Annotated in this window: 20 protein-coding genes; 10 read left to right on the top strand and 10 right to left on the bottom strand. The window is 47.9% G+C overall.

What is annotated here, in order from left to right; translation table 11 throughout:
• Positions 1 to 62 precede the first annotated feature (62 nt).
• Positions 63 to 209 carry a hypothetical protein gene (locus ACE1CD_RS10945; RefSeq protein ID WP_374823902.1) on the top strand — a complete coding sequence of 49 codons (147 nt, stop codon included), beginning with the start codon at positions 63 to 65 and terminating at the stop codon, positions 207 to 209.
• Between the two features lie 60 nt (positions 210 to 269).
• Here the strand turns inward: ACE1CD_RS10945 and ACE1CD_RS10940 are convergent, their stop codons facing one another.
• Entirely contained in the window at positions 270 to 2579 is a 2310-nt protein-coding gene (locus ACE1CD_RS10940; protein ID WP_374823899.1) for a RelA/SpoT family protein, read from the bottom strand.
• Between the two features lie 485 nt (positions 2580 to 3064).
• On the opposite strand from ACE1CD_RS10940, the gene patD reads away from it, so the two are divergent.
• Both patD and ACE1CD_RS10930 read left to right on the top strand, forming a co-directional pair.
• Complete coding sequence (patD, locus tag ACE1CD_RS10935) at positions 3065 to 3460, top strand: heterocyst frequency control protein PatD (RefSeq protein WP_374799524.1); 396 nt, start codon at positions 3065 to 3067, stop codon at positions 3458 to 3460.
• A gap of 70 nt (positions 3461 to 3530) precedes the next feature.
• Positions 3531 to 4091 carry a zf-TFIIB domain-containing protein gene (locus tag ACE1CD_RS10930; protein WP_374799522.1) on the top strand — a complete coding sequence of 187 codons (561 nt, stop codon included), beginning with the start codon at positions 3531 to 3533 and terminating at the stop codon, positions 4089 to 4091.
• A 66-nt stretch (positions 4092 to 4157) separates the two neighbouring features.
• Here ACE1CD_RS10930 and ACE1CD_RS10925 read toward each other — a convergent pair whose 3' ends face one another.
• Positions 4158 to 5570 carry an RNA-guided endonuclease InsQ/TnpB family protein gene (locus ACE1CD_RS10925; RefSeq protein ID WP_374823896.1) on the bottom strand — a complete coding sequence of 471 codons (1413 nt, stop codon included), beginning with the start codon at positions 5568 to 5570 and terminating at the stop codon, positions 4158 to 4160.
• A gap of 59 nt (positions 5571 to 5629) precedes the next feature.
• Here ACE1CD_RS10925 and ACE1CD_RS10920 point away from each other — a divergent pair, with 59 nt between their 5' ends.
• Positions 5630 to 7339 (top strand): dipeptide ABC transporter ATP-binding protein, encoded by a 1710-nt coding sequence (locus ACE1CD_RS10920; protein WP_374799694.1) that lies wholly within the window; start codon positions 5630 to 5632, stop codon positions 7337 to 7339.
• Between the two features lie 66 nt (positions 7340 to 7405).
• Here the strand turns inward: ACE1CD_RS10920 and ACE1CD_RS10915 are convergent, their stop codons facing one another.
• The gene (locus ACE1CD_RS10915) at positions 7406 to 8419 is read right to left on the bottom strand and encodes a type I glyceraldehyde-3-phosphate dehydrogenase (RefSeq protein WP_374799518.1); all 1014 of its coding nucleotides are present in this window, start codon (positions 8417 to 8419) and stop codon (positions 7406 to 7408) included.
• A gap of 149 nt (positions 8420 to 8568) precedes the next feature.
• A complete protein-coding gene (gene nadD, locus ACE1CD_RS10910) occupies positions 8569 to 9216 on the bottom strand; it encodes a nicotinate (nicotinamide) nucleotide adenylyltransferase (RefSeq protein WP_374799516.1) in 648 nt (215 codons plus the stop codon).
• Positions 9217 to 9579: 363 nt separating this feature from the next.
• On the opposite strand from nadD, the gene murC reads away from it, so the two are divergent.
• The 3 genes from murC (at position 9580) to ACE1CD_RS10895 (ending at position 12629) form a co-directional block, all read left to right on the top strand.
• Complete coding sequence (gene murC, locus ACE1CD_RS10905) at positions 9580 to 11139, top strand: UDP-N-acetylmuramate--L-alanine ligase (RefSeq protein ID WP_374799512.1); 1560 nt, start codon at positions 9580 to 9582, stop codon at positions 11137 to 11139.
• A gap of 54 nt (positions 11140 to 11193) precedes the next feature.
• Positions 11194 to 12186 (top strand): UDP-N-acetylmuramate dehydrogenase, encoded by a 993-nt coding sequence (murB, locus tag ACE1CD_RS10900; RefSeq protein WP_374799510.1) that lies wholly within the window; start codon positions 11194 to 11196, stop codon positions 12184 to 12186.
• Between the two features lie 98 nt (positions 12187 to 12284).
• Positions 12285 to 12629: a YbaB/EbfC family nucleoid-associated protein gene (locus tag ACE1CD_RS10895; RefSeq protein WP_374799508.1), complete on the top strand. Its 345-nt coding sequence runs from the start codon at positions 12285 to 12287 to the stop codon at positions 12627 to 12629.
• Between the two features lie 77 nt (positions 12630 to 12706).
• On the opposite strand, the gene ACE1CD_RS10890 is transcribed toward ACE1CD_RS10895, so the two are convergent.
• On the bottom strand, positions 12707 to 13237 hold the full coding sequence (locus ACE1CD_RS10890) for an orange carotenoid protein N-terminal domain-containing protein (protein WP_374823893.1): 531 nt from the start codon (positions 13235 to 13237) through the stop codon (positions 12707 to 12709).
• Between the two features lie 263 nt (positions 13238 to 13500).
• Between ACE1CD_RS10890 and ACE1CD_RS10885 the strand changes: the two genes are divergently transcribed.
• A complete protein-coding gene (locus ACE1CD_RS10885) occupies positions 13501 to 13872 on the top strand; it encodes a hypothetical protein (RefSeq protein WP_374799504.1) in 372 nt (123 codons plus the stop codon).
• A 257-nt stretch (positions 13873 to 14129) separates the two neighbouring features.
• Positions 14130 to 14810, top strand: a complete 681-nt coding sequence (locus ACE1CD_RS10880) for a glutathione S-transferase family protein (protein WP_374799502.1) — start codon at positions 14130 to 14132, stop codon at positions 14808 to 14810.
• Between the two features lie 161 nt (positions 14811 to 14971).
• Here ACE1CD_RS10880 and crtB read toward each other — a convergent pair whose 3' ends face one another.
• The 5 genes from crtB to ACE1CD_RS10855 all read right to left on the bottom strand — a co-directional run bounded on the left by crtB (position 14972) and on the right by ACE1CD_RS10855 (position 19433).
• Positions 14972 to 15901, bottom strand: a complete 930-nt coding sequence (gene crtB, locus ACE1CD_RS10875) for a 15-cis-phytoene synthase CrtB (protein ID WP_374799500.1) — start codon at positions 15899 to 15901, stop codon at positions 14972 to 14974.
• Complete coding sequence (gene pds, locus ACE1CD_RS10870; protein ID WP_374823890.1) at positions 15885 to 17327, bottom strand: 15-cis-phytoene desaturase; 1443 nt, start codon at positions 17325 to 17327, stop codon at positions 15885 to 15887. Before pds ends, crtB begins: the two co-directional genes overlap by 17 nt.
• A 298-nt stretch (positions 17328 to 17625) precedes the next feature.
• A complete protein-coding gene (locus ACE1CD_RS10865; protein WP_374823887.1) occupies positions 17626 to 18066 on the bottom strand; it encodes a DUF29 family protein in 441 nt (146 codons plus the stop codon).
• Between the two features lie 93 nt (positions 18067 to 18159).
• A complete protein-coding gene (locus ACE1CD_RS10860) occupies positions 18160 to 18315 on the bottom strand; it encodes a hypothetical protein (RefSeq protein WP_374823884.1) in 156 nt (51 codons plus the stop codon).
• Positions 18316 to 18500: 185 nt separating this feature from the next.
• Positions 18501 to 19433: an Rpn family recombination-promoting nuclease/putative transposase gene (locus ACE1CD_RS10855; protein ID WP_374823881.1), complete on the bottom strand. Its 933-nt coding sequence runs from the start codon at positions 19431 to 19433 to the stop codon at positions 18501 to 18503.
• A gap of 172 nt (positions 19434 to 19605) precedes the next feature.
• Between ACE1CD_RS10855 and dnaK the strand changes: the two genes are divergently transcribed.
• A complete protein-coding gene (dnaK, locus tag ACE1CD_RS10850) occupies positions 19606 to 21705 on the top strand; it encodes a molecular chaperone DnaK (RefSeq protein ID WP_374823878.1) in 2100 nt (699 codons plus the stop codon).
• Positions 21706 to 21707: the final 2 nt, after the last annotated feature.

Raw genomic sequence — 21707 nt, 5'->3', positions numbered from 1 at the left:
CTGATAAGGATGAGTTTGGGCAGTTAGCTTCTGCTAGATTTAACAGACTCAAAGCGGACGCGGTGAGAACCGATAAGGCTTTGACGTTGACTTGCTGCTACCCTGTTCCCCACGAACAGGGAAGGCTTCCCCAAAAGCAGGCTTCTACGATGCGGGCGATCGCAGATTCTCCTATACTAATCTTTGCAACTTATGCTGTGGCTCAATAGGTCGGGAGAATTTAGGATTTTTACAAAAGCAGAACCAACCCGATCCCAACTGTCAAGCACTTAGAGCTTTTGTTCTTCAACCTGACTGATGCGACGCAAATTCAAAACATCGCTCATTTTCTTAATTTGGACGAAAACACGCTCCAGTTGCTGATAGTTCTCGATATCAATGCCCAAATCGATTAAAGCAGGGCGTCCTTCAAAGGTTTTCACCTGCGCGTTGCGGACATTGACATTATTATCGGTCAGGCGAGAGAGGATATCCTTGAGAACTCCCACGCGATCGAGTACTTCAATTTGAATATTAACCGGATATGTCTGGGGACGAGTACGATCCGAGTCGGCGGCATTCCACTTCACAGGTACGAGGCGATCGCCCTGCACGTTTTCCACATTGTTACATCCCTGCCTGTGGATAGAAATACCGCGACTGCTGCGCGTCACCACACCGATAATCGCTTCGCCGGGAATCGGATTGCAACACCCAGCCAGATAATAAAGCAATCCTTCCACGCCTGCGATCGGCGAGCTAGTACGAGATTGTACCCCACCCTTACTGCCGTTAGCAGATGCAGTGGAACGCTGCGTTGTAGGAAGTGGCAGTAACACTTCCGGAGCGGGGGCAATAGGTTGCTGAGACTTCACAGCTTCTCGGATACGATTTACCACTAAGTTGAGCGTTACTTCCCCGTAACCCAAAGCAGCCAGTAAATCTTCGACACTATGGTAATTACATCGTTCCGCCACCGCCTGCATCGGTTCCGACTTCAGCAAAGCTTCAAAACCGCTTTTACCCAATTCCTTTTCTAACAGTTCCCGACCGCGAGCCACATTTTCGTCGCGATGACTGCGCTTATACCATTGCCGAATCCTATTTCTAGCAGAAGGAGTCACCACAAAATTCAGCCAATCCAAGCTGGGGTGGCTGTTTTTGAGCGTGATAATTTCCACAATATCTCCATTCTTGAGCGGTGTACCCAGCGGCACCATCCGCCCATTCACCTTAGCACCCGCGCAGTGATGACCCACCTCTGTGTGGATGCGATAGGCAAAATCGACTGGGGTTGCTTTCTGACTCAGGGAGATCACATCGCCTTTAGGCGTGAAGACGTACACATCGTCTTCAAATAAATTATCTTTGACGCTCTCAATATATTCCTGAGCATCTTTCAAATCGTTTTGCCATTCCAACAACTGCCGCAACCAGGTAAACTTCTCATCCGATGCGGTCAGCTGAGTGTTAGAACGACCGGTTTCCTTGTATTTCCAATGCGCGGCAATACCGTATTCCGCAATGCGGTGCATTTCCTGGGTACGGATTTGCACCTCGATCGGACGCCCCGTTGGGCCAATAACTACCGTATGCAGCGACTGATAGCGGTTGGGTTTCGGCAAACCGATGTAATCTTTAAATCTGCCAGGAACCGGTCGGAAGGCATCGTGAACAACTGCCAAAGAGCGATAGCATTCATCTTTGCTCTCGACAATAATGCGAATTGCCGCCAGATCGTAAATTTCATGAAATTCTTTTTGCTGGCGCTGCATTTTCAGGAAAATACTGTAAAGGTGCTTGGGACGACCGCTCAGCTCCTGGCAACGAATTCCCGTTTCTTCCAGACGCTCGCGCAGAATTTTCGTGACATTTGTGAGTCTTTCCTCTCTATCTGTGCGCTTCTCGGCAACTAACTCCTGTATTTGGCGATATGATTCGGTTTCCAGATATTTAAAGGCCAAATCTTCCAGTTCCCACTTAAAGCGCCCGATCCCCAAACGATTGGCCAAAGGAGCAAAAATTTCTCGCGTTTCCTGGGCAATGCGCCGACGCTTTTCGTCAGACAGGTGTTCTAGCGTTCGCATATTATGGAGGCGATCGGCCAGTTTCACTACAATTACGCGAATATCTTGAGCCATTGCCAGAAACATTCGGCGAAAGTTTTCCGCTTGTCGCTCGGTTTTGCTGGAGAAATTTTCCGAAAACTTAGACAATTTGGTCACACCTTCCACCAATCGGCGCACTTCTGGGCCAAACCGCTGCTCGATTTCTTCCACGGTGACATCGGTATCTTCAACGACATCGTGCAGGAATCCAGCTGCGATCATCGCCCCCGATCCGCCCAAGTCTCGCAACAAACCTGCCACTGCAACGGGGTGACAGATATAAGGTTCTCCGGATTTGCGATACTGTCCGTCGTGGAGTTTATAAGCAAATTCAAAGGCTCGACAAATTAACCCTGTGTCTGCGGGATCGCAGGCGTCTGGCCCAGCACACAAACATTCTTGTAGCCAGTCAGGGATTACACAATGAATAGTGGAAGTAGTGGAATTAGTCGAGGTAGTGGAATTAGTCGAAGTTGTAGCTGCTGCGTTCATAATTTTGAGCTTAATCCTTAAAAATAGAAGGTTGTCAGCAGTCTTGCCCTCAAAGCGGCGATGTCTTTACCCCAGTTTGTCGCTTTTATTGGGTCTGCGCGTTGCCCTTGTGACTGAGGCAAATTATCAAGGGTATATTTAACAATATTCTCAATGGGGAATGCGATCGCTCCCTAAAATCTAAAACTTGCTGTAAGCTTTCACCTTCTTGCCTACTGGGTAAAGGGTAACAAGTATCAAATGGGGATACTGCATTTAAAACCAGAAATTTTGCTTTTAAACTGAAGACTGGGGCCTAATGCCAAAAAGCCTGCCTTCAAGAAAAAACTATATAGCGCTTAAGTCAAAAAGTGCTTCTGCTGCGCCCAAACACTCAGCCACAAGGAATGGCTCAGCACCATCCAACTGGCTTTTAGTTTGCTCTTGTCTTAAGTTAAAAGACAAAATTCTTTACATAGATTCTATCTTAAGGATGGATTTGCTGAATGTTGCCGCAAGATATTAGCGATCGCTATCAAAAATTTCAGCTAGCCTTAGAAAGGCTAGAACAGATAGCTACTGAAGACAACACCGACTCAGCGCAACTGAGAGATAGTTTTGGCGCAGTCCAACAAATTTTTCAGAGTCAAATAGCTTCTTTAAGCGGGGATCGTCCAGATTCAGCTATCTTGCCTCGCGTGCAGTCTTACTTAACCGAAATCGATAAGCAAATGCGCCTGCTCTTAATGGACGTAATGTTTTTGCAAGCAGCACGGCGAAGCGAAACAGCACAAGCTAGGTTGGCGCAGATACGCGATCGGCTTCATACTTTGATGGAGTACTGTCAGGCACTCCGGCAAATCGAGAACAGCGACTCAACTGGTAGCGGCAAACCTGCTTAAATATGATGACGGGTTTTACCGCTCCCGTAAGATCTATAGGGGATAGAGTTTAGGCAAGGATCGAGAAACTGTGCAATGTCCAAAAGATAAGAACGTAACGCTAGTTGATGGCACGTTATCTAATAAATTATCTGTAAAGTGCTGCCCGGAGTGTCAAGGTAATTGGATTCCCGGTGAAGAATATCAAACTTGGCAAACTCGTCAAGCCCAACAGGAAGCGAAGCCGGAGATGCTAGCGAAAACCCTAAAAGTGAATTTTGTCCAGCCTCCCTTAGATAACAAAGCCGCCTTGTGTCCGGAGTGTCAGCACTACCTATCGCGAGCCAAAGTTCACTACAAAACTCCGTTTTACGTAGAGCGCTGCACCTATTGTGGGGGCGTTTGGTGCGACAAGGGGGAGTGGGAGGTCTTGGAAAAACTGGGACTGCATACTACCATTGAACAAATGTTTTCCCCGGAATGGCAAATGCGGGCACGCGAGCAGGAATACGCAGAAAAAGAGCGACAGGCCACAATTGACAAACTAGGGCCAGAAGTAGCGACAATGGTCTTTGCACTAGCAGAAGTTTTGGAACAACATCCCAACGGAGAGTTTGGCGTCACCTACCTGATGCGACGATTTGATAAGTAAGTCAAGTTCGCGGTTCACAGTTCATAGTTCATCGCCACGAACCATGAGCTTTGACCCTCCCCTGGCTTAAAGCACAGGGGATTCTAAGAGGATGTTCCGCAACGGGTCAAAACCACGTTGCTCCACATTTCTCTCTAGTTTCAGAAGATTAATCCTTCTTGGGGCAGTCAAAGACCCCCTAGACACTCGGCCAAAGCCTTCGTGCTTACTTTTCCTACCAATATTTAATGAACCATTCAAGTCGCTGTTAACCAAATGTCCATCCTTCGTCCGATACAATCCCCGCTGAATGCGCTGACCAGAGAACTGGTAAGCCTTGGGATTGTCGGCATTGTAAACAGGGATATAATCACCATCAACAGCACTTGCCTTGCTGGTGTACGACTCTTCCTGTTCGGTGTAAATCAATCCGTATCGTTCACACAGCGATCTCAATTTAGAGCGCAAACTGTCAAATGGGATTTGGACAAAGTTTTGGTTATTGCGCTTACCGAGGTTGATTTCCCGTTTAATTCCAGGGTTGTAACCAACTATCATCCGTGCAATCTGGTTATCAATACAGTGGTTGACGATAAATCTGGCTGTCTTGTTCAGGTAATCTCTCACCTGATTGTGGCGCTTTACCGTCAACTTCACTTGTTGGTGGGTAAAGCCCTTGATGCCTTGCTTGTCCTGAATGGATTGCAAGCGAGCATTGCGCTTGTTGAACCCTTGGTTAATCGATTTAATTGGTTTACCATCCACGAGAAAGGATGCCCCATTGGTGTCAATACAAGCAGCAAGATTATCTACTCCCAAGTCAATGCTAATTGCACTGTTGGGATTAACTTCTACGGGTTGAGGGTCTACTTCGGTGATAAATTCTACCTCGAAGTATCGGGCGTTGTATTTGGGGTGAATGCGAATCTCTTTGAGGGATTCGTAGTCAATGCGGTCTGGAAAGTTAATCCAGACTTCTCCAAACTGTTTCCTAAACTGCGTAGACATTGGTATCCGAAACTTACCATCCTTGATGACCAGCCTCGGTGTTTTTGTCTTATCCCTCCGAGTAGACCACCCTCCGGGAATTATCAGCAAAAAGTAGCCTTCTTTGGGCAGATAATGAGGGAGTTTTACCTTTTGTTGATAGCTCCCTTCTTTAACTGCACTAATCAACCCGTAGAAGCTTTTGAATGTTCGGTCTACCACTTTCAGCGTTTGTTGAGCAATATCGGTGTTAAGCAACGGATAGTTCTCGTTAACTTTGCATTGGTGGTAGTTCGATTCGTAGCGCAAGTGCTTCCGTTCCCCAAAGAAGTATTGCCGAACAGTGTAAAGCCCTACGTTGTAGAGATTTTTGCTCAGTCGGCACAACTCTCGCAGAGCCAAAAACTCAGACTTATTCAGTTCTCGTACTTGGTTCTTTTGAGTCAGGTACACAACCATTACTTCGCTACCGCTGTAATTATACAGCGAAACGGCAGCGATATTTCCTGCCACCCGTTTTCCTCCCTTGGCTCTCATCGCAAGGGTTTCCCACGAGGTTTTTTATGAAAAATATGAGTAAAGCTTTATTTTCTGTCGAAAATCTGCGTGTAGCTTATTCCAGCAGTCAGCTTGTCGGTAAAAACGGCGAAATCTTTCCTCAGCGTTGGGCAGTGGATGGCGTTTCTTTTACTCTACAACCGGGCGAACGTTTGGGATTGGTAGGAGAATCTGGCTGCGGCAAATCAACTCTGGGACGTGCTGCTATGCGGTTGCTTCCCCCATCGACGCTGGTGGAAGGGGGTGTTTATTTTGAAGGTCAATCTGTTTTCGATCTAAATCCTTCGGAGTTGCGGCGATTTCGAGGGGAAGCGGTGGCGCTAATTTTTCAAGACCCGATGACGCGCCTCGATCCCCTGATGACAATAGGAGAACATTGTATTGAAACGCTAAAATCCCATCAACCGCATTTGTCCAGGCGTCAAGCTAGGGAAAAAGCGATCGAAACTCTGGCAGCTGTAAAGATTCCGTCAAATCGTTGGTCGCAATATCCCCACGAGTTTAGCGGTGGAATGCGACAGAGGGTGGCGATCGCCCTTGCCCTACTCCTCAATCCTAAACTCATTGTCGCCGATGAACCGACCACCAGTTTAGATGTTACCGTTTCGGCACAGATTTTGGCAGAACTAACCCGTTTGTGTCGAGAACGGGATATGGCTTTACTACTAATTTCCCACGATCTGGCAATGGTAGGAGAATACTGCGATCGCATGGCTGTGATGTATGCCGGACAAATCGTCGAAACTGGTTCCACCGACGCAGTTCTCCAACATCCCCAACACAAATATACGCGATCGCTCTTACAAGCAGCTCTCCACATTCAAGCCGTCAGCGATGAGGTTGCGGGGGAGAGTGGGGGAGTGGGGGAGAAAATCGCACTTACCTCTGTGCAAGCAAGTACTTCCCCATCCCCTATTCTGCGGGTTAAAGATTTAAAGCAGCACTATACCTTAGAAGGAAATTTTCTCGCCCAGTTCTTTGCCAAAAATATCCCAGTTATCAAAGCCGTAGATGATGTCAGCTTGGAGCTTTACCCAGGTGAAATCCTGGGATTGGTGGGAGAATCGGGTTGTGGGAAGAGTACTCTATCGAGAACCATTTTGCAGCTGAAAAAGCCGACTTCTGGAAATGTAGAATTTCTCGGACAGGATCTCACGAAGTTGTCTGCCGAATCTATGCGACTGACGCGGCGACAAATCCAAATGGTATTTCAAGACCCTCACGCTTGCCTCAATCCGCGCATGACGATCGGACAGAGTATCGCCGATCCCCTCTATATTCACAAACTCGCCAGCCAACATGAAGCAAAAGAACGAGTCATACAGATGTTAGAGCGGGTTGGTTTAACACCGTCATCTGAATATTACCACCGCTACCCCTCCGATCTATCTGGGGGACAGCAGCAACGGGTGGCGATCGCACGCGCCTTGATTACCCGTCCCAAACTGATTATCTGCGATGAACCGGTCAGTATGCTCGACGCTCACGTCCAGACGCAGGTACTGGAATTAATGTTGGAACTAAAGGCAGAATTCGATCTGACCTATTTGTTTATTACTCACGACCTTTGGGTGGCCAGATTTTTCTGCGATCGCATCGCCGTTATGAATGCCGGTCGCATCGTCGAACTCGGTAAAACCGACGACATTTTTACCAATCCCCAGCATCCTTACACCCAAACTTTGCTTAATGCCGCTCCTCTGCTAGCTAGAGCCACCGGTTGAGGTTGGCGGCAAGTAGCAAGTAGGGTGGGCAGTGCCCACCCTACTGACTGAGCGATGGACACTAAGCTATTTAACCCACTTCTGAGCTACCAGTTCTGCCAAATCCACAACACGTTGGCTGTAACCCCACTCGTTGTCGTACCAAGCTACTACTTTGACCATATCGTTGCCCATTACCATTGTCAGGCTAGCATCGACGATCGAAGAAGCATCGGTACCGCGATAGTCAGAAGAAACCAGCTCCAGGTCGCTGTATTCCAGAATGCCTTTCAGATGGCCTTCTGCGGCTTCCTTCAGAACTTGGTTTACTTCTTCTGCAAACGTATTTTTCTCGACTTGCACCACCAAATCCACCACAGAAACGTTAGGAGTTGGTACGCGCAAAGCGATGCCGTTCAGTTTGCCTTTCAGGGCCGGTACTACCAGAGCCACCGCTTTAGCAGCGCCGGTCGAAGTTGGTACAATATTCATTGCTGCTGCCCGTGCCCGACGCAAATCCCGGTGAGAAGCATCCAGCAAGCGTTGGTCGCCAGTGTAGCTGTGGGTTGTGGTCATCGTGCCTTTGATGATGCCGAATTTTTCGTGCAGCACCTTGGCGATGGGTGCCAGACAGTTGGTCGTACAGCTAGCATTGCTGATGATCCAGTGCTTTTCGTGGTCGTATTGGTCTTGATTGACACCTACGACAAAAGTGCCGTCATCATTTTTACCGGGAGCAGTAATCAGAACTTTCTTCGCGCCAGCATTTAAGTGCTTAGTAGCGCCTTCCTTGCTGACAAACACACCTGTCGATTCAATGATCAGGTCAATTTCCCATTCTTTCCAGGGCAAGTTTTCCGGATTGCGATCGGATACGCATTTCACCGTCTTGCCATTTACAGTGATGGAGTTGTCATCATAACTAATATCGGCATTCAACTTCCCCAGCATCGTGTCATACCTTAGCAGGTGGGAGTTGGTTTTTGGGTCAGAGGTGTCGTTAATAGCAACTAGATCGATTTGGCTATTTTCTCTGCCCAGCCAGCAGCGCATAAAGTTACGCCCGATGCGTCCAAAACCGTTGATCGCTACTCTAATCACTGCGTCTTGCCCTCTATCTACTCGATTAATCAATCCCTAGTGATGAACCACATCATATCGCAAAGGGTGGACAAATCGAACGACAAATCGAACTGTATTTAGGGGTAGGGGATCGTACTGTTTGGGATCGTCAGGAGATGAATGAGTGCCTACACAATGGGGCGGATGCCTTGTTCTGCCTGCAAGTAAGTTCTTACGGCTTCAGGAACCAGATAGCGAATCGATCTCGACTGGCGGCAGTACTGACGAATCAGACTGGATGATACTTCCACACTGGGCATTTGCAGAACCTGCCAGCGAATTTCTATGCACTGAGAATTAAGCTGTTGAACTACCTGCTGGCAGAGGAAATCAACAGAGGCAGATCGATCGCCCACAAAGTCGGTCAAACATCGCGGGCGCGGGGCTACCAGCCAATCGCAGGCGGGTACGAGTTCCTGACGCCGATACCATTTGGGTAAAGTTTGAAAGGCGTCTGAGCCAATAATCCAGTACCACTGGGTATTCGGGTAAAGCGAGCGCAGATCTTCTAGCGTCTCGATCGCATAAGAAGAACCGATAAGTTGTTTTTCCTTTGGTAAGAGGAGAAAATCTGGGCGATCGTAAGTAGCTAATTGCACTAATTCCCAACGTAGATCGAAATCCAACCAACAAGACTGCAATTTGTGAGGAGGGCAGCGAGCTGGTACCCAAATGACCAGATCTAACCCGACCTGACACAAAGCTGTCTCTGCCATTAACAGATGTCCCCAGTGTACGGGATCGAAGGTACCACCGAAGATTGCCACTTTCCGCATAACTGAATAGTAGCTTTTTGTCGCTCAGCATCCGGGTTCAATTTTAAACTCGGGCAGATCGCTTCCAGATCGTTTTTCCATCTCGTGCCCAGGAGCCGATATACTATCCTGGTAAGTCTGTGGTGCCAAAATTTTCCGGAGCAGGCATATACTTGGCGCTTAAAGATGAAAATACAGTACCTTTAGAAAAACTGTCAAAAAATGCTTTAACCTCTAGCGTAACTGCATCTATTCTCAGGAGATAGATATTTGAGCTAGGAAGGTGAATCAGCATTAAACCTGTATCGTGAAAAAATAATTCCTGCTATGATATCGCCTGTTATGGGTGCAGTGCGGTGTTTGTGTGGTGTGTAAGGAGCTAAGATGCTAAATTCTGTAGATTTTAGCGGGAGACCATTTCATTTCATCGGTATTGGTGGGATCGGAATGTCAGCTCTCGCCTACGTGATAGCGAAACGGAAACTGCCTGTATCCGGATCGGATATTCGCCCAAATCACATTACTCAGCGTTTACAGGCAATAGGGGCTCATATCTTTGGCAGTCAAGACGCCACAAATTTGGAGTTCTTTCGGCTGACCGCAGATTCAGCTCGTGCATCCGAGGCGACCGCTACGGTTACTGTGGGCTCACCTACTCTCAGAATGACGGAGCAAGCCTCATTCCACGAAGGTCGCGCTCTAGTCTCGCTCCCAACAGCTGTTTTGCCTCAAGTTATTTGTTCAACAGCAATTAATCCAGCTAATGCCGAGTATCGAGCTGCGCTTGAGTTAGGTTGTCCCATTTTCCACAGATCGGATTTGCTGGCTGCCCTGATACAGGATTACCGCAGCATAGCGGTAGCAGGTACCCACGGCAAAACTACCACCAGCAGTATGATCGGATATTTGTTGCTGGTGGCCGGTTTAGACCCGACGATTGTAGTTGGAGGCGAGGTGGCCGCATGGGAAGGTAATGCCCGCGTGGGAGAAGCTGAATATCTAGTAGCCGAAGCAGACGAATCTGATGGCTCTCTGGTCAAGCTAGCCGCCCAAATGGGGGTGGTGACCAACATCGAACTCGATCATCCAGACCACTACGAAAACTTGGAAGAGGTGATTGCCACATTCCAAGTATTTGCACAACGATGCCAAACCACAGTTGGCTGCATTGACTGCGCTACTGTACGAGATAGGTTAAAACCGACAATTAGCTACAGCCTACAACCGGATTCTGGGGCTGACTACACCGCAGATTGTGCGCTGTATCGTGCTGATGGCACTACGGCAAGGGTTTGGGAGCGAGGAAAAGTCCTGGGGCAGTTGAATTTGAAGTTGCTGGGCCGACACAATCTCAGTAACGCATTGGCAGCGGTAGCTGTCGGTCGCCACTTAGGCTTGGAATTTGCGACGATCGCTCAAGCGCTCGCCACCTTTGAAGGAGCTCGCCGTCGCTTTGAAAATCGCGGTGAAGTCAATGGCATCCGGTTTATCGATGACTATGCCCATCACCCCAGCGAAATTAGCGCTACGCTAGCAGCCGCACGCATTCAAGCGAAGGAATTGAGGCACTCTTCATCAGGAAGGGTTGTAGCTATCTTCCAACCTCACCGTTACAGTCGCACGCTGACGTTTTTATCGGAATTCGGTCAGTGCTTCCAAAATGCTGACCTGGCGATCGTTACGGATATCTACAGCGCAGGGGAACAAAACCCAGGCCAAATCAGCGGCGAGCTGGTCGCAGAAGAGATTGCCAAACATCACCCTCAAGTGACGTACCAACCTTCTCTTCAGTCGGTGTATGACTTTCTGACTCAAAATCTCCGCCCTGGCGATCTAGTCCTGTTTCTGGGAGCTGGAAACCTCAATCAGGCAATCCCGGAAGTGATCGCCTTTTATCAAAAGGTCGGTCGAGATGTACATCAAGAATGTCGCCGCAGCGCCTAAGAAAGTGCCAAAAAATATGTTTGCCCCCAGGTTTTAGGGCATATGCAATCAGCTATGACTGTCTCCAATCACTTCTCCCAAGCACTCAAAGTGGCTAGCTCCCAAGCCCCTCACATCAAAATCAATCAGCCAAAAGAAACGTCTCTTTATCTTCCCGGTACGGAGTGTGCGATCAAGTCTCACGTTTCTCTGGCCAGTCTGACTTCGTTTAAAGTAGGTGGCCCAGCCGAGTGGTATGTCGCTCCCAGGCAATTGAGCGAGTTAGAAGCCAGTTTTGAATGGGCAATATCCAAAGATCTACCGATTACTCTGCTGGGCGCAGGCTCAAACTTGCTGGTGAGCGATCGCGGTCTGTCCGGTCTTGTCATCTGCACTCGCCATCTTCGTTCCACTCACTTCGACCCACAAACCGGTCAAGTGACTGCCGCTGCTGGAGAACCCCTAGTGCGTCTGGCATGGCAAGCAGCTGAGCGCGGTTGGCAAGGTCTGGAATGGGCAGTTGGCATTCCTGGCACTGTTGGCGGTGCTGCGGTTATGAATGCAGGCGCTCACAACAGCTGTGCTGCGGATATTTTGGTAAACGCTCACGTACTTTGCCCGGACGGTAGTATTCAAGTTCTCACTCGCGAAGACCTGGGTTACAGCTACCGCACCTCTATACTCCAAGGTGACAAACGTTTGGTAACGCAGGTTACTTTCCAACTCGAAACGGGAGCAGACCCAGCAACGGTGATGGCATCAACTGCCCAACATCTCAGGCAGCGTCACAGTACCCAGCCTTATAACAAGCCTAGCTGCGGTAGTGTGTTTCGCAATCCAAAACCCCACGCAGCTGGGTGGTTAATTGAGCAAATCGGTCTCAAAGGTCATCGGATCGGCGGTGCTACCGTCGCAGAACGCCACGCTAATTTTATTCTCAATAGCGGCGGGGCAACGGCTAACGATATCTTTCAACTGATTCGCTATGTGCAGTATAAAGTCGAGGAACATTGGTCTTTGCGGTTAGAACCGGAGGTGAAAATTCTCGGAGACTTTCAACCTGTTTAGAGGTTATGGGTAATTGGCGAGCTGTATTAGCCGTAACTCTTCGCCTATTATCGATCGCCTGTGTCAAAATCAGGTAGGTATACGCAGTCAATCAAGCTATGTCACAGAAACAGGGATTCGGCTTCGGTCTGGGAAAAATGAAAGAACTGGCCGAAGCTTTTAAGAAAGCTCAGCAGGTTCAAGAAGGTGCAAAAAGGCTTCAAGAAGAATTGGAGCAAATGGAAATTGAAGGAAAGTCTGAAGACGGTTTGGTCAAGGTCGTTCTCAACGGTAACCAAGAACCCCGTAGCGTCGTAATTTCTCCAGACGCTATCGGACAAGGAGCAGAAACCCTTTCTGCAACTGTTGCGGAGGCAATGAAAGATGCTTATGAAAAATCTACTGCCACGATGCGGAGTCGTATGGAAGAGTTGACCAGCGGCCTCGAGCTTCCGGGACTCTAAATTACCATTTAACACCGATCGGGGCAGGGCTATCTAGCTTCGCTAGATAGCCCTGCTGTTATTTTGTACTGGGCAATCTACAAACTGGGCGTTTTACCTGTTTCCGCTTGACTGGGAATTGGTTTAACGTCGCTGTAGCCCATGTTAGCGGCTAGTGTACGCAAAACCGAGATTTGGCCTTCAAATTCCAGTTTTTCAATTTGGGAAAGGGCATCGTCGATCGCTTTTGTTGGTTGATAACCTTGGGGCAAGTCTACTACTGTTTCACCCATAGCCTGCGCCCAAGCATACCAAACCATTAACTGATTGTTTTCTTTTAAAGCACCGTAGGCACGGGAATATTCTGTGTCTTCTCGATTCACAATTTGGCGCATTACTGCTAGCTGCTCGTCATTTGATAATTCGTAAAAGTCTCCCAGCAATTTAGGTGCCAGTCCGGGATCGGTTGCTGTTGGGGCTGCTGGCGTGATTGAGTCTCCCATTTTTTCATAAATAAAATAAAGCAGCGCTAACTTAGCGTCGGTATTGAGCGCTTCAAAGCCACCCACAACTTTTTGTGTTTCTTCCGAAAGAGCTTGAGACTTGATGGTGTTTTCGCCTGCAATCATGAACTTTTCCCATGAAATTTAACTATTTACTTTTAGAAATATCAGATTTATTTTCTAATAATCGCCCACCAAGAGAAATAGTTTCCTCCCTTCATTTTGGTAGATAAAATATTTAAAAAACTGAGATAGCATATCTATCCTAAGAGAGTCGAAAAGAGCGATGAGGTTTAGTTAGTATGAATTGCACAAATAGAAAAATACCAACAACTCGTGGGGCAGCAATTTTTTTAAGCAAACTCGCGAGCTAAAAATAGGAGAAAATTATGGCTGAAAAAGTGAATCCCAAACCAAACGAAGCACCAACCCATGACGCTCAGCTAGCGGCTGAAAATATAGTTGCAGGTGCAGAGAAAGCTCCAGAAGTTGATGTAAATGCTGATTACGAAGCATCAAAAGCTTTCAGCGTTAGCGAGATCGATCGCACAGGCGCAGGTACGCAAGCAGCAGCAGCGGCGACAGCTCCTCAATTTGAAGTACGCCAACCGCAAGAAACGACATTTAAAGCAGAACCGACCGGCAACCCAGATGATTACATAGATATGGCAAGGGATGTTAACCCCGCATCTGAAAGCATCGGCAACGTTTCTGACGATCTGGTAAAAAAAGCTTTGGAAAAAGGGAAAGCCGCCCAGTAAGCCGATCGATATTGAGCTAAAGAATAAAGGTTGCGATCGCGCAGCTTGTTCGCTCAACCAGCTAGAGGTTGGGCGTTAATATATTTTGTGCAATTTATTGCCGTGTATTGCTAATCTGGACAATTCTTAATATTGAGAGAGAAAATCTGCAATTTTGAGTCTGGTAAAATATGTCAAGACGATAGTCATGACTTTTGTGCTAATCCTGCTAGCAATGCTGGCAAAATCTTAAAAATTCTTGAGTTTTAAGCATCGAAATGGATATTCTCTACTTCTACAGTCCCGGAGCGTGTTCTCTGTCAGGCCAGATTGTGCTGGAGTGGCTGGGCGAGCCATATCAACTGTGCCGTGTAGACCCAGCAGTGCGTGCGGGAGAAACTTTTCGTCGCGTCAATCCCCAAGGTAAAGTGCCTGCTTTACGGACAGGCAGCAGATTTGTGGCAGAAAATAGTGCTGTTTTGCTGCATTTAGCCGAACGGCAGCCAGATAAAGGGCTTGTGCCACCGATCGGTTCAGCCGATCGGGATTCGCTGCACCAATGGCTTTCTTACTTGGGAAGTGGCTTTCACGTCGCCTTTTACCCCTACTTTGTTGCCTTCCGCTACGTAAAAGACGAAGCATCCTATCCCTCAGTCAAAGAGGCGGCAGTAGAGCAAATTAAGAAGCAGTTCGCCTTCGTGAACGATAATTTGGAAGGGCACGAGTATCTACTCAACGGCACGCGCAGCGTACTCGATCCCTACCTTTATGCTATGTCCCGCTGGGGAAAACGCTTGTTCGACGTAGCGAGCGAGTTTCCCAATGTGGCACGCCATCAGGAAATGATGGAACAAGAACCAGCAGTACAATTTGCGCTCTCCACGGAAAAGGGTGAGGCCGCAACTTCGCCTAGCGGTGCTTTCCAAGGACACGTCAATCTTGACGAAGCGGCAAATTGAGGCGGAAAAGTCAAAAGTCACTCAGTCAAAAGTCAAATAACTGACCTCCCAACTTTACTTGCTGGTAATTTTTGACAAATAGGCGCGGTTGTGGTATTGAAACAACCGCGCCTATTGTTTGAGATCGGACACAAAATATGCTGTCACATTGGCAGGGGAAGCTAAAGCACTTTTGCTCGCATAGCAGCGATCGGCAAACACAGCATCTTGCGGGGGGTAGAAACATAAGCTCTTTGCCCGAAGACATCGTACTGATTGCGTTCGATCGCATCTAAAATCTGCTGATAGAGCATCATTGCCGCCCAAACTGGCCAACGCGCATCCGGGCTGAGTGCCTTGATACCTTTTTCTGAGATGGCAAAGTACTTGCGTGCCCGTTGAATTTGGAAACGCATCAATTCGCGCCAACGATCGTCAATTACACCTTTGAAGAGGTCTGACTCGGTGTAGTTAAACAAAGCTAATTCTTCTAAGGGAATGTAGATGCGACCCCGACGGGCATCTTCGCCAACATCGCGGAGAATATTGGTCAGCTGTTTGGCAACTCCCAATGCGATCGCCTCTTCTGTGGGAATGTAAATTCGATCGTCTTTGTGCCAAGGCGCTGTGCGATTGGACGCATCCACCCCCAGCACGGCTGTGGACATCAACCCAACTGTCCCTGCCACTCGGTAACAGTAGAGGTTCAATTCCTCAAATGTCTGATACCGACTACGGTATAAGTCCATTCGTTGCCCTTCGATCATGTCCCGAAATGGCTGAATATCGATCGGGAAATGTTGCACCGTATCGACTAAAGCCACATCTTGATCGTCCACGGGATGACCGGCAAACACGGATTCTAACTGGCGTTCCCAGCTATCCAGAGTTTCTTGCGTTGTCGTACTGGCCTGGGGGCCATCCACCAGTTCATCGGTGCGACGGCACCATGCGTAAATTGCCCAGATGGCGCGACGCTTATCTTCTGGCATCAATAAGGTGCCCAAATAAAATGTCTTGCCGTATTTGGCAGTAATCTGACGACAGAGTTCGTAAGCGTTCTCCAAAGAGGCCAGCGTTCTCATACGAGGGGTATTAGACAGTTGCAGCATTTGTCGCAGGCTGGGAGATTGTCGGGATTTTGGTTGCTTGTGACTCGGTTTGGAGGTGAGCTTCAGCGATCGCCTGCGCTGTCAGCTTACCAGAAAGTGTTGCTCCTTCCATACTGGCTAGATAACGTTGCATAGTGAAATCACCAGCTAGATAAAAATTTGCTATGGGTGTTTTCTGGGACGGACGGTGTGCCTGTCGGCCTGGAGTTGCCTTGTAGACTGAGCGCGGCGTTTTTACGACGTGATATTTAAGTAATTTGGCTGGGTTATCTGTGGCGAAGTGGTCGGGGAAGAGTTTTTTGAGTTCTTCCATTGTTGCGGCCACAATTTCTGTATCGGATTTGGAGATCCAATCTTGTGCCGGTGCTAAGACTAATTCCAGCATGGAGCGATCGGGATTGGCGTATTCCCGACAGGTGTTGCTCATATCAGCGTAAACGCTCAGCAGGTGCGAACGGGAGAATAGCAGGTGGTCGATATCTGTCAGTTTGCGATCGAACCACAAATGGAGGTTGATCACCGGCACGCCTTCTAACCCGTCTAGCTTTTGGAAGAATTCCATTTGCTTCCACCGATCGGGTAGCATCACCTTGAGCGGGTCAACTGGCATGGCCGAAACGTAAATATCGGCGGTTAAAATTTCATCTGCTGCACCATCTAAAGCGCGTATGAGGAAACCTTTGACAGTTCCATCCTCATTGAGCAAAAACTCTTTGACTGGCGCATTTAACCGCACTTCGCCGCCCCGTGCCGTGATGTAATCTACGATCGGCTGACACAGGCGCTCAGTTGGAGAACCATCCAGGAATGCCATCTTGGAACCGTTCTTTTCCTGGAGGAAGCGATTGAGAGCGGTGAGCAGTACTGTAGAAGAAATTTCATTGGGGTTAATAAAGTTCAGCGCCTTGGACATAGCGATGAATACTTCTTTTTCTACCCGCAAAGGGATGTTATGGTTCTTTAACCAATCCGACCATGAATATTTGTCCATTTCCTCGACATACTTCTGCCCCTTAATCATGGCAGGAATGAGTCCCAGCCCAAACTGGATCTTTTCTGGCCAGGTGAGCATATCGTTGTTGCCGAGAATAGCTGCTACTCCGTTAAACGGTGCCGGGATATCGGGAAAGTCAAAGCGAGAGTAGGTACCGGGGACGTCTGGTTGGTTAAAGATCATTGTGTGTTCTTTCCACTGCAACCGATCTTCGATGCCCAGTTCTTGGAAGAGCTGCAACATATTGGGGTATGCCCCGAAAAATATATGCAGTCCGGTTTCGTACCAGTCGCCGTCTGCGTCTTTCCATGCGGCAACTTTACCGCCCAGTACATCTCGGCGTTCCAATACTATCGGGGTGTAACCCGCATCCGTGAGATATTTGGCGCAGGAAAGTCCTGCTAGACCCGCTCCAGCGATCGCAACTCGCATTCGATGGTTCTACCCTTACTCGTGCTTGCGTCTTTGTCGTTCTCATTATAAGTTACAGTCCGTTACATTTTATCGCTCTTGCGGAATTGGCAAAAAAGATTTGTACGGCAAGGGACATATGAGTAAAGGGAAAAGCTGCCTTAAGTCGCTCGTAAATTTAGCTTGACAAAAGTAGCTTTATGTGTATTTTGTTGGATGCGATCGCCCCAGTTCATTTTTGTTCAGTTTGTCGAACGAGAAACCCGGTTTCCGCAAGAAACCGAGTTTTTCTCCTCATATTGCATAAGTTCTGTTCGTTTTAGTTGGAATTCGATTGTCTTTCCCATATCAAATCCATTGCCTTTTTAATTATTGCTTCTCGATTCACTAATTTCCCCAATTCCTCAGTTTCGTATTGTCCTTCAAATGCTTCTAATGCTGCTTTTTCTAATGCTAAATCGTAAGCATCTTGTAACGTTTCCACCAGATCGTCTTCAGTCATATATGTTCCTTTCGCTTTTTCGCGGCGATTTGTGCGTTGAATTTGCTTGACTGAATTGCGAATGGAAAGAGTCCACGACCTAGTAGTGCGATTTTCGGCTGCTTGCTTTATCAAGTGAAAAAGTAGAATCATGCCATAGCTAAATATTTTATTTAGTTTATCCGATTTGCTCATTTCTTCGAGTTCTTCTACAATTAACAGAGCTTCTGTTATATTGCCTTGGTGGAGTAGTTCCTTGAGGGCAAGTAGTTCTTCCATTGGGTTAATTTCTCCAGCGGATATGGTAATTAATTATAGGCTAAAATAGAAAGGGATGATTTGTGAGATCGATTGGATGCGATCGCCTTGGATTTATCTAGACAGACGAATCACTCGAATCAATTTTCCTTGCAAGCTTTCCTCAGCAGAAATCGCTTCATTAATGCGTGCTGCCAGCCGATTCCTGTCCTTATCGTCGGTACAAACAATGATACCAGCATGGTGTTCATCTGCATAAAGACGCGCCATCTTCAAGCTTCCTCATTCTTTCTGATTGCTTCTTCAATTTCATCTTGATGTGCATATGCTTCTTTGAGGGTCATAGTTAAGAGTCGGTTTTGAGAGTTAGCTGATATTTAGTGTATGTTTTAGCGATCGCAGGCAAAACGATCGCTAAGATGGTGGGCAAGAGCGAATGCGATCGCTCTCAACCTCTACGAAGTTGTTACCTCTCTATCCAACCAATTAACCAAATCGGCAACATTGGAAAAATCCAACAACGCCTCACCCAATTCCTCCAATTTATCAACAGATAAATCGCTAATTTTTGCCTCTAGATCGGGAGCAATTCCACCAAGACGACGGTTAAGTTGACGCCGAATTAAGGACAAAGCTTCTCGCTGGCGTCCTTGCTGCAATCCTTGCTGCAATCCTTGCTGCGTCCAACTGGTAACTATCTCCATAACTACCTCCCGTGCAGATGGTTCAATTGTACTAATTTCGGCTTGGAGAAGTCGCTCCTCCTCAGCAGTTAAGCGCAGATAAGTGTCAACAAATCCGGAAATCAAACGCATTCGCGCTCGATCGAGCTTTAAAGTAGCCATCAAGCGCAGACATTCTAATTTCACTCTCGGTCGATCTTCTGGCGCTATCTTCATTTTGGCCATTAACGCGCTGGCGGCGGGATTTTGGTAACGCAGAAAATCGCGCCAATTGAGGCGATTTAACTGAATTACCCGATAATTAAACTCCAAAACCTTTAAATCGGGGAAATCAACCCGATGGAAAGTTGGCTCTGGACGTTGCGGCACATCATAGGAAAATAAGGCAATGGGATAAACTGGTAAATCGTGTTTCTCGTACAAACGGGCAAAATAGCGAAACATCCGTTTGCTGAAGTTCCCTCGCGCTTCGGATTGGTGTTCGGTGTGAATCAAGAAAAATGACTCTTGACCCTGAAACCTCGCCTTGGCAACTAAATCGGCTTCGTATTCTTCCCCAGCAGTCACATCGGTAAAAATTTCCTTGTCCAGAAAAGTCACCGAGTCGCGTTCCAGATAAGCCGCCACATCTGGGAAAAATAAGTCTATGAAGTCCGGAAAGAAAGTAGTAAGCAGTTCCTTGAAAAGTCGATCGTGGTCTATCATCGGCAGATGCCATACCCAGATACCAGAATCTTACTCCCACTCCCCCACTCCCCCACTCTCCCACTCCCCCACTCCCCAGTCACAATCCCCCGTGCATTGTCCGATCGCGAGATAGAATAAATCCAGCAACAGTTCTCAATATATTTAAGGCACGAGAGGAGAACACAGACGCATGGGCAAAATAGTCGGCATTGACTTGGGTACAACCAACTCAGTAGTAGCCGTCATGGAGGGTGGCAAGCCGGTTGTCATTGCCAATGCCGAAGGTATGCGGATAACTCCCTCTGTGGTAGGGTTCAACAAAGAAGGAGAACGCATCGTCGGACAAATGGCGCGGCGGCAAGCAGTTCTCGATCCGCAGAATACTTTTTATGGCGTTAAGCGAATGATCGGGCGCAATTATGCGGAACTGAGTCCGGACTCGAAGCGAGTGCCATATAACATTCGCAAGGATGAAACCGGTAATATTAAAATTAAATGTCCCCGCCTGAATAAGGAATTTGCTCCCGAAGAAATCTCGGCAATGGTGCTGCGGAAGTTGGCAGATGAGGCGAGTCGCTATCTGGGCGAAAAGGTGACGGGGGCGGTAATTACCGTACCGGCTTATTTCAACGATTCCCAGCGACAAGCGACGCGAGATGCGGGACAAATTGCGGGATTAGAAGTAAAACGGATTCTGAATGAGCCAACGGCGGCAGCTTTGGCATACGGACTCGATCGCCGCGAAAGTCAGACAATCTTGGTGTTCGACTTGGGCGGCGGCACTTTTGACGTTTCCATCCTGGAAGTGGGCGATGGAGTGTTTGAAGTCAAGGCTACCAGCGGCGATACTCAGTTGGGCGGTAACGATTTTGATAAGAAAATAGTTGACTGGTTGGCAGAAGGCTTTCTGGAAAAAGAAGGTGTGGATTTAAGGCGAGATCGCCAAGCTCTGCAACGTCTGATGGAAGCATCGGAAAAAGCGAAAATCGAACTTTCCGGCGTTACCGTCACCGATATTAACTTACCATTTATCACGGCTACGGAAAACGGGCCGGTACACTTGGAAACGACGCTGACTCGTTCCCAGTTTGAAAGTCTTTGCTCTGACTTGGTAAGCAGAATCCGCAAACCTGTCAAACGCGCTCTCTCGGATGCTAGCTTAACTCCCGCCCAAATAGATGAAGTGGTATTAGTCGGCGGTGCGACGCGAATGCCAATGGTGCAGGATTTGGTTCGCACTTTAATCGACAAACAGCCAAATCAAAATATCAACGCCGATGAAGTCGTCGCGGTGGGTGCGGCAATTCAGGCGGGCATTTTGGGTGGAGAACTCAAAGATGTGCTGCTGTTGGATGTGACTCCCCTATCTTTGGGACTGGAAACGATCGGCGGTGTGATGAAGAAAATTATTCCCCGCAACACTACTATCCCAGTAAGGCGATCGGATACTTTTTCTACCGGCGAAAATAACCAAACTATGGTAGAAATTCACGTCCTCCAAGGCGAACGGGAAATGGGGGCGGATAATAAATCTTTGGGACGGTTTAAACTATTCGGAATTCCGCCGGCACCGCGAGGAATACCCCAAATTCAGGTATCTTTTGATATTGATGCCAATGGCATTTTGCAAGTGGCAGCTCTGGATAGAAGTACCGGTCGGGAACAGAGTATCACGATCCAAGGAGCCTCTACTTTAACTCAGGAAGAGGTAAGCCGGATGCTACAGGATGCAGAAGAATATGCTGAGGCAGATCGGTTGAAGCGAGAAAAAATCGAGAAGCGCAATCGCGCTGAATCTCTGGCTACTCAAGCAGAAAGGCAGCTGCGAGAAGTGGCGTTAGATTTTGGTATGCAGTTTGCCAACGAATACCGCTATCGCATTGAAAGTCTGATCAAGGAATTGCGCGACTGTCTGGCTAAAAATGACGATCGCGGTATCGATCGCGCCCAAGCAGATTTGCAAGATGCTCTTTACGAGTTGCAACGGGAAGTCCGCCTGCGCTTTAGCGAAGAGGAAGATGACTTTTTTGGGTCAATTCGTCGCGCCTTCTCCGGAGACGATAGCGAAGACGAACGTCCATACTACCCCAGTCGGGATAACGATCGCCCGTACTACCCCAGTCGGGATAACGATCGGCCCTACTATCCCAGTCGGGATAACGATCGGTCATACTACGGCGGGGGAACAAGTCAGCCTTATCGCAATACTTCTGAAAGTATAGGATATGGTAAGTCTCGGAAAGCTGCCAATAATAATGATGATTGGGATGATGATGATGATTGGCTCTAATT

Origin of the sequence: Aerosakkonema sp. BLCC-F183 (assembly GCF_041929145.1) — a bacterium.
Lineage (GTDB): Bacteria > Cyanobacteriota > Cyanobacteriia > Cyanobacteriales > Aerosakkonemataceae > Aerosakkonema.
This window is presented reverse-complemented; position numbering and strand designations above follow the sequence as displayed.

Bases quoted from the DNA above. Each gene is read 5' to 3' on its own strand.
- murB (WP_374799510.1), top strand. From the start codon at position 11,194: ATGACTGTCTCCAATCACTTCTCCCAAGCACTCAAAGTGGCTAGCTCC.
- ACE1CD_RS10895 (WP_374799508.1), top strand. From the start codon at position 12,285: ATGTCACAGAAACAGGGATTCGGCTTCGGTCTGGGAAAAATGAAAGAA.
- ACE1CD_RS10860 (WP_374823884.1), bottom strand. From the start codon at position 18,315: ATGGCGCGTCTTTATGCAGATGAACACCATGCTGGTATCATTGTTTGT.
- ACE1CD_RS10855 (WP_374823881.1), bottom strand. From the start codon at position 19,433: ATGATAGACCACGATCGACTTTTCAAGGAACTGCTTACTACTTTCTTT.
- murC (WP_374799512.1), top strand. From the start codon at position 9,580: ATGCTAAATTCTGTAGATTTTAGCGGGAGACCATTTCATTTCATCGGT.
- pds (WP_374823890.1), bottom strand. From the start codon at position 17,327: ATGCGAGTTGCGATCGCTGGAGCGGGTCTAGCAGGACTTTCCTGCGCC.
- ACE1CD_RS10890 (WP_374823893.1), bottom strand. From the start codon at position 13,237: ATGATTGCAGGCGAAAACACCATCAAGTCTCAAGCTCTTTCGGAAGAA.
- ACE1CD_RS10880 (WP_374799502.1), top strand. From the start codon at position 14,130: ATGGATATTCTCTACTTCTACAGTCCCGGAGCGTGTTCTCTGTCAGGC.
- ACE1CD_RS10920 (WP_374799694.1), top strand. From the start codon at position 5,630: ATGAGTAAAGCTTTATTTTCTGTCGAAAATCTGCGTGTAGCTTATTCC.
- crtB (WP_374799500.1), bottom strand. From the start codon at position 15,901: ATGCTGCAACTGTCTAATACCCCTCGTATGAGAACGCTGGCCTCTTTG.
- ACE1CD_RS10885 (WP_374799504.1), top strand. From the start codon at position 13,501: ATGGCTGAAAAAGTGAATCCCAAACCAAACGAAGCACCAACCCATGAC.
- nadD (WP_374799516.1), bottom strand. From the start codon at position 9,216: ATGCGGAAAGTGGCAATCTTCGGTGGTACCTTCGATCCCGTACACTGG.
- ACE1CD_RS10940 (WP_374823899.1), bottom strand. From the start codon at position 2,579: ATGAACGCAGCAGCTACAACTTCGACTAATTCCACTACCTCGACTAAT.
- patD (WP_374799524.1), top strand. From the start codon at position 3,065: ATGTTGCCGCAAGATATTAGCGATCGCTATCAAAAATTTCAGCTAGCC.
- dnaK (WP_374823878.1), top strand. From the start codon at position 19,606: ATGGGCAAAATAGTCGGCATTGACTTGGGTACAACCAACTCAGTAGTA.
- ACE1CD_RS10865 (WP_374823887.1), bottom strand. From the start codon at position 18,066: ATGGAAGAACTACTTGCCCTCAAGGAACTACTCCACCAAGGCAATATA.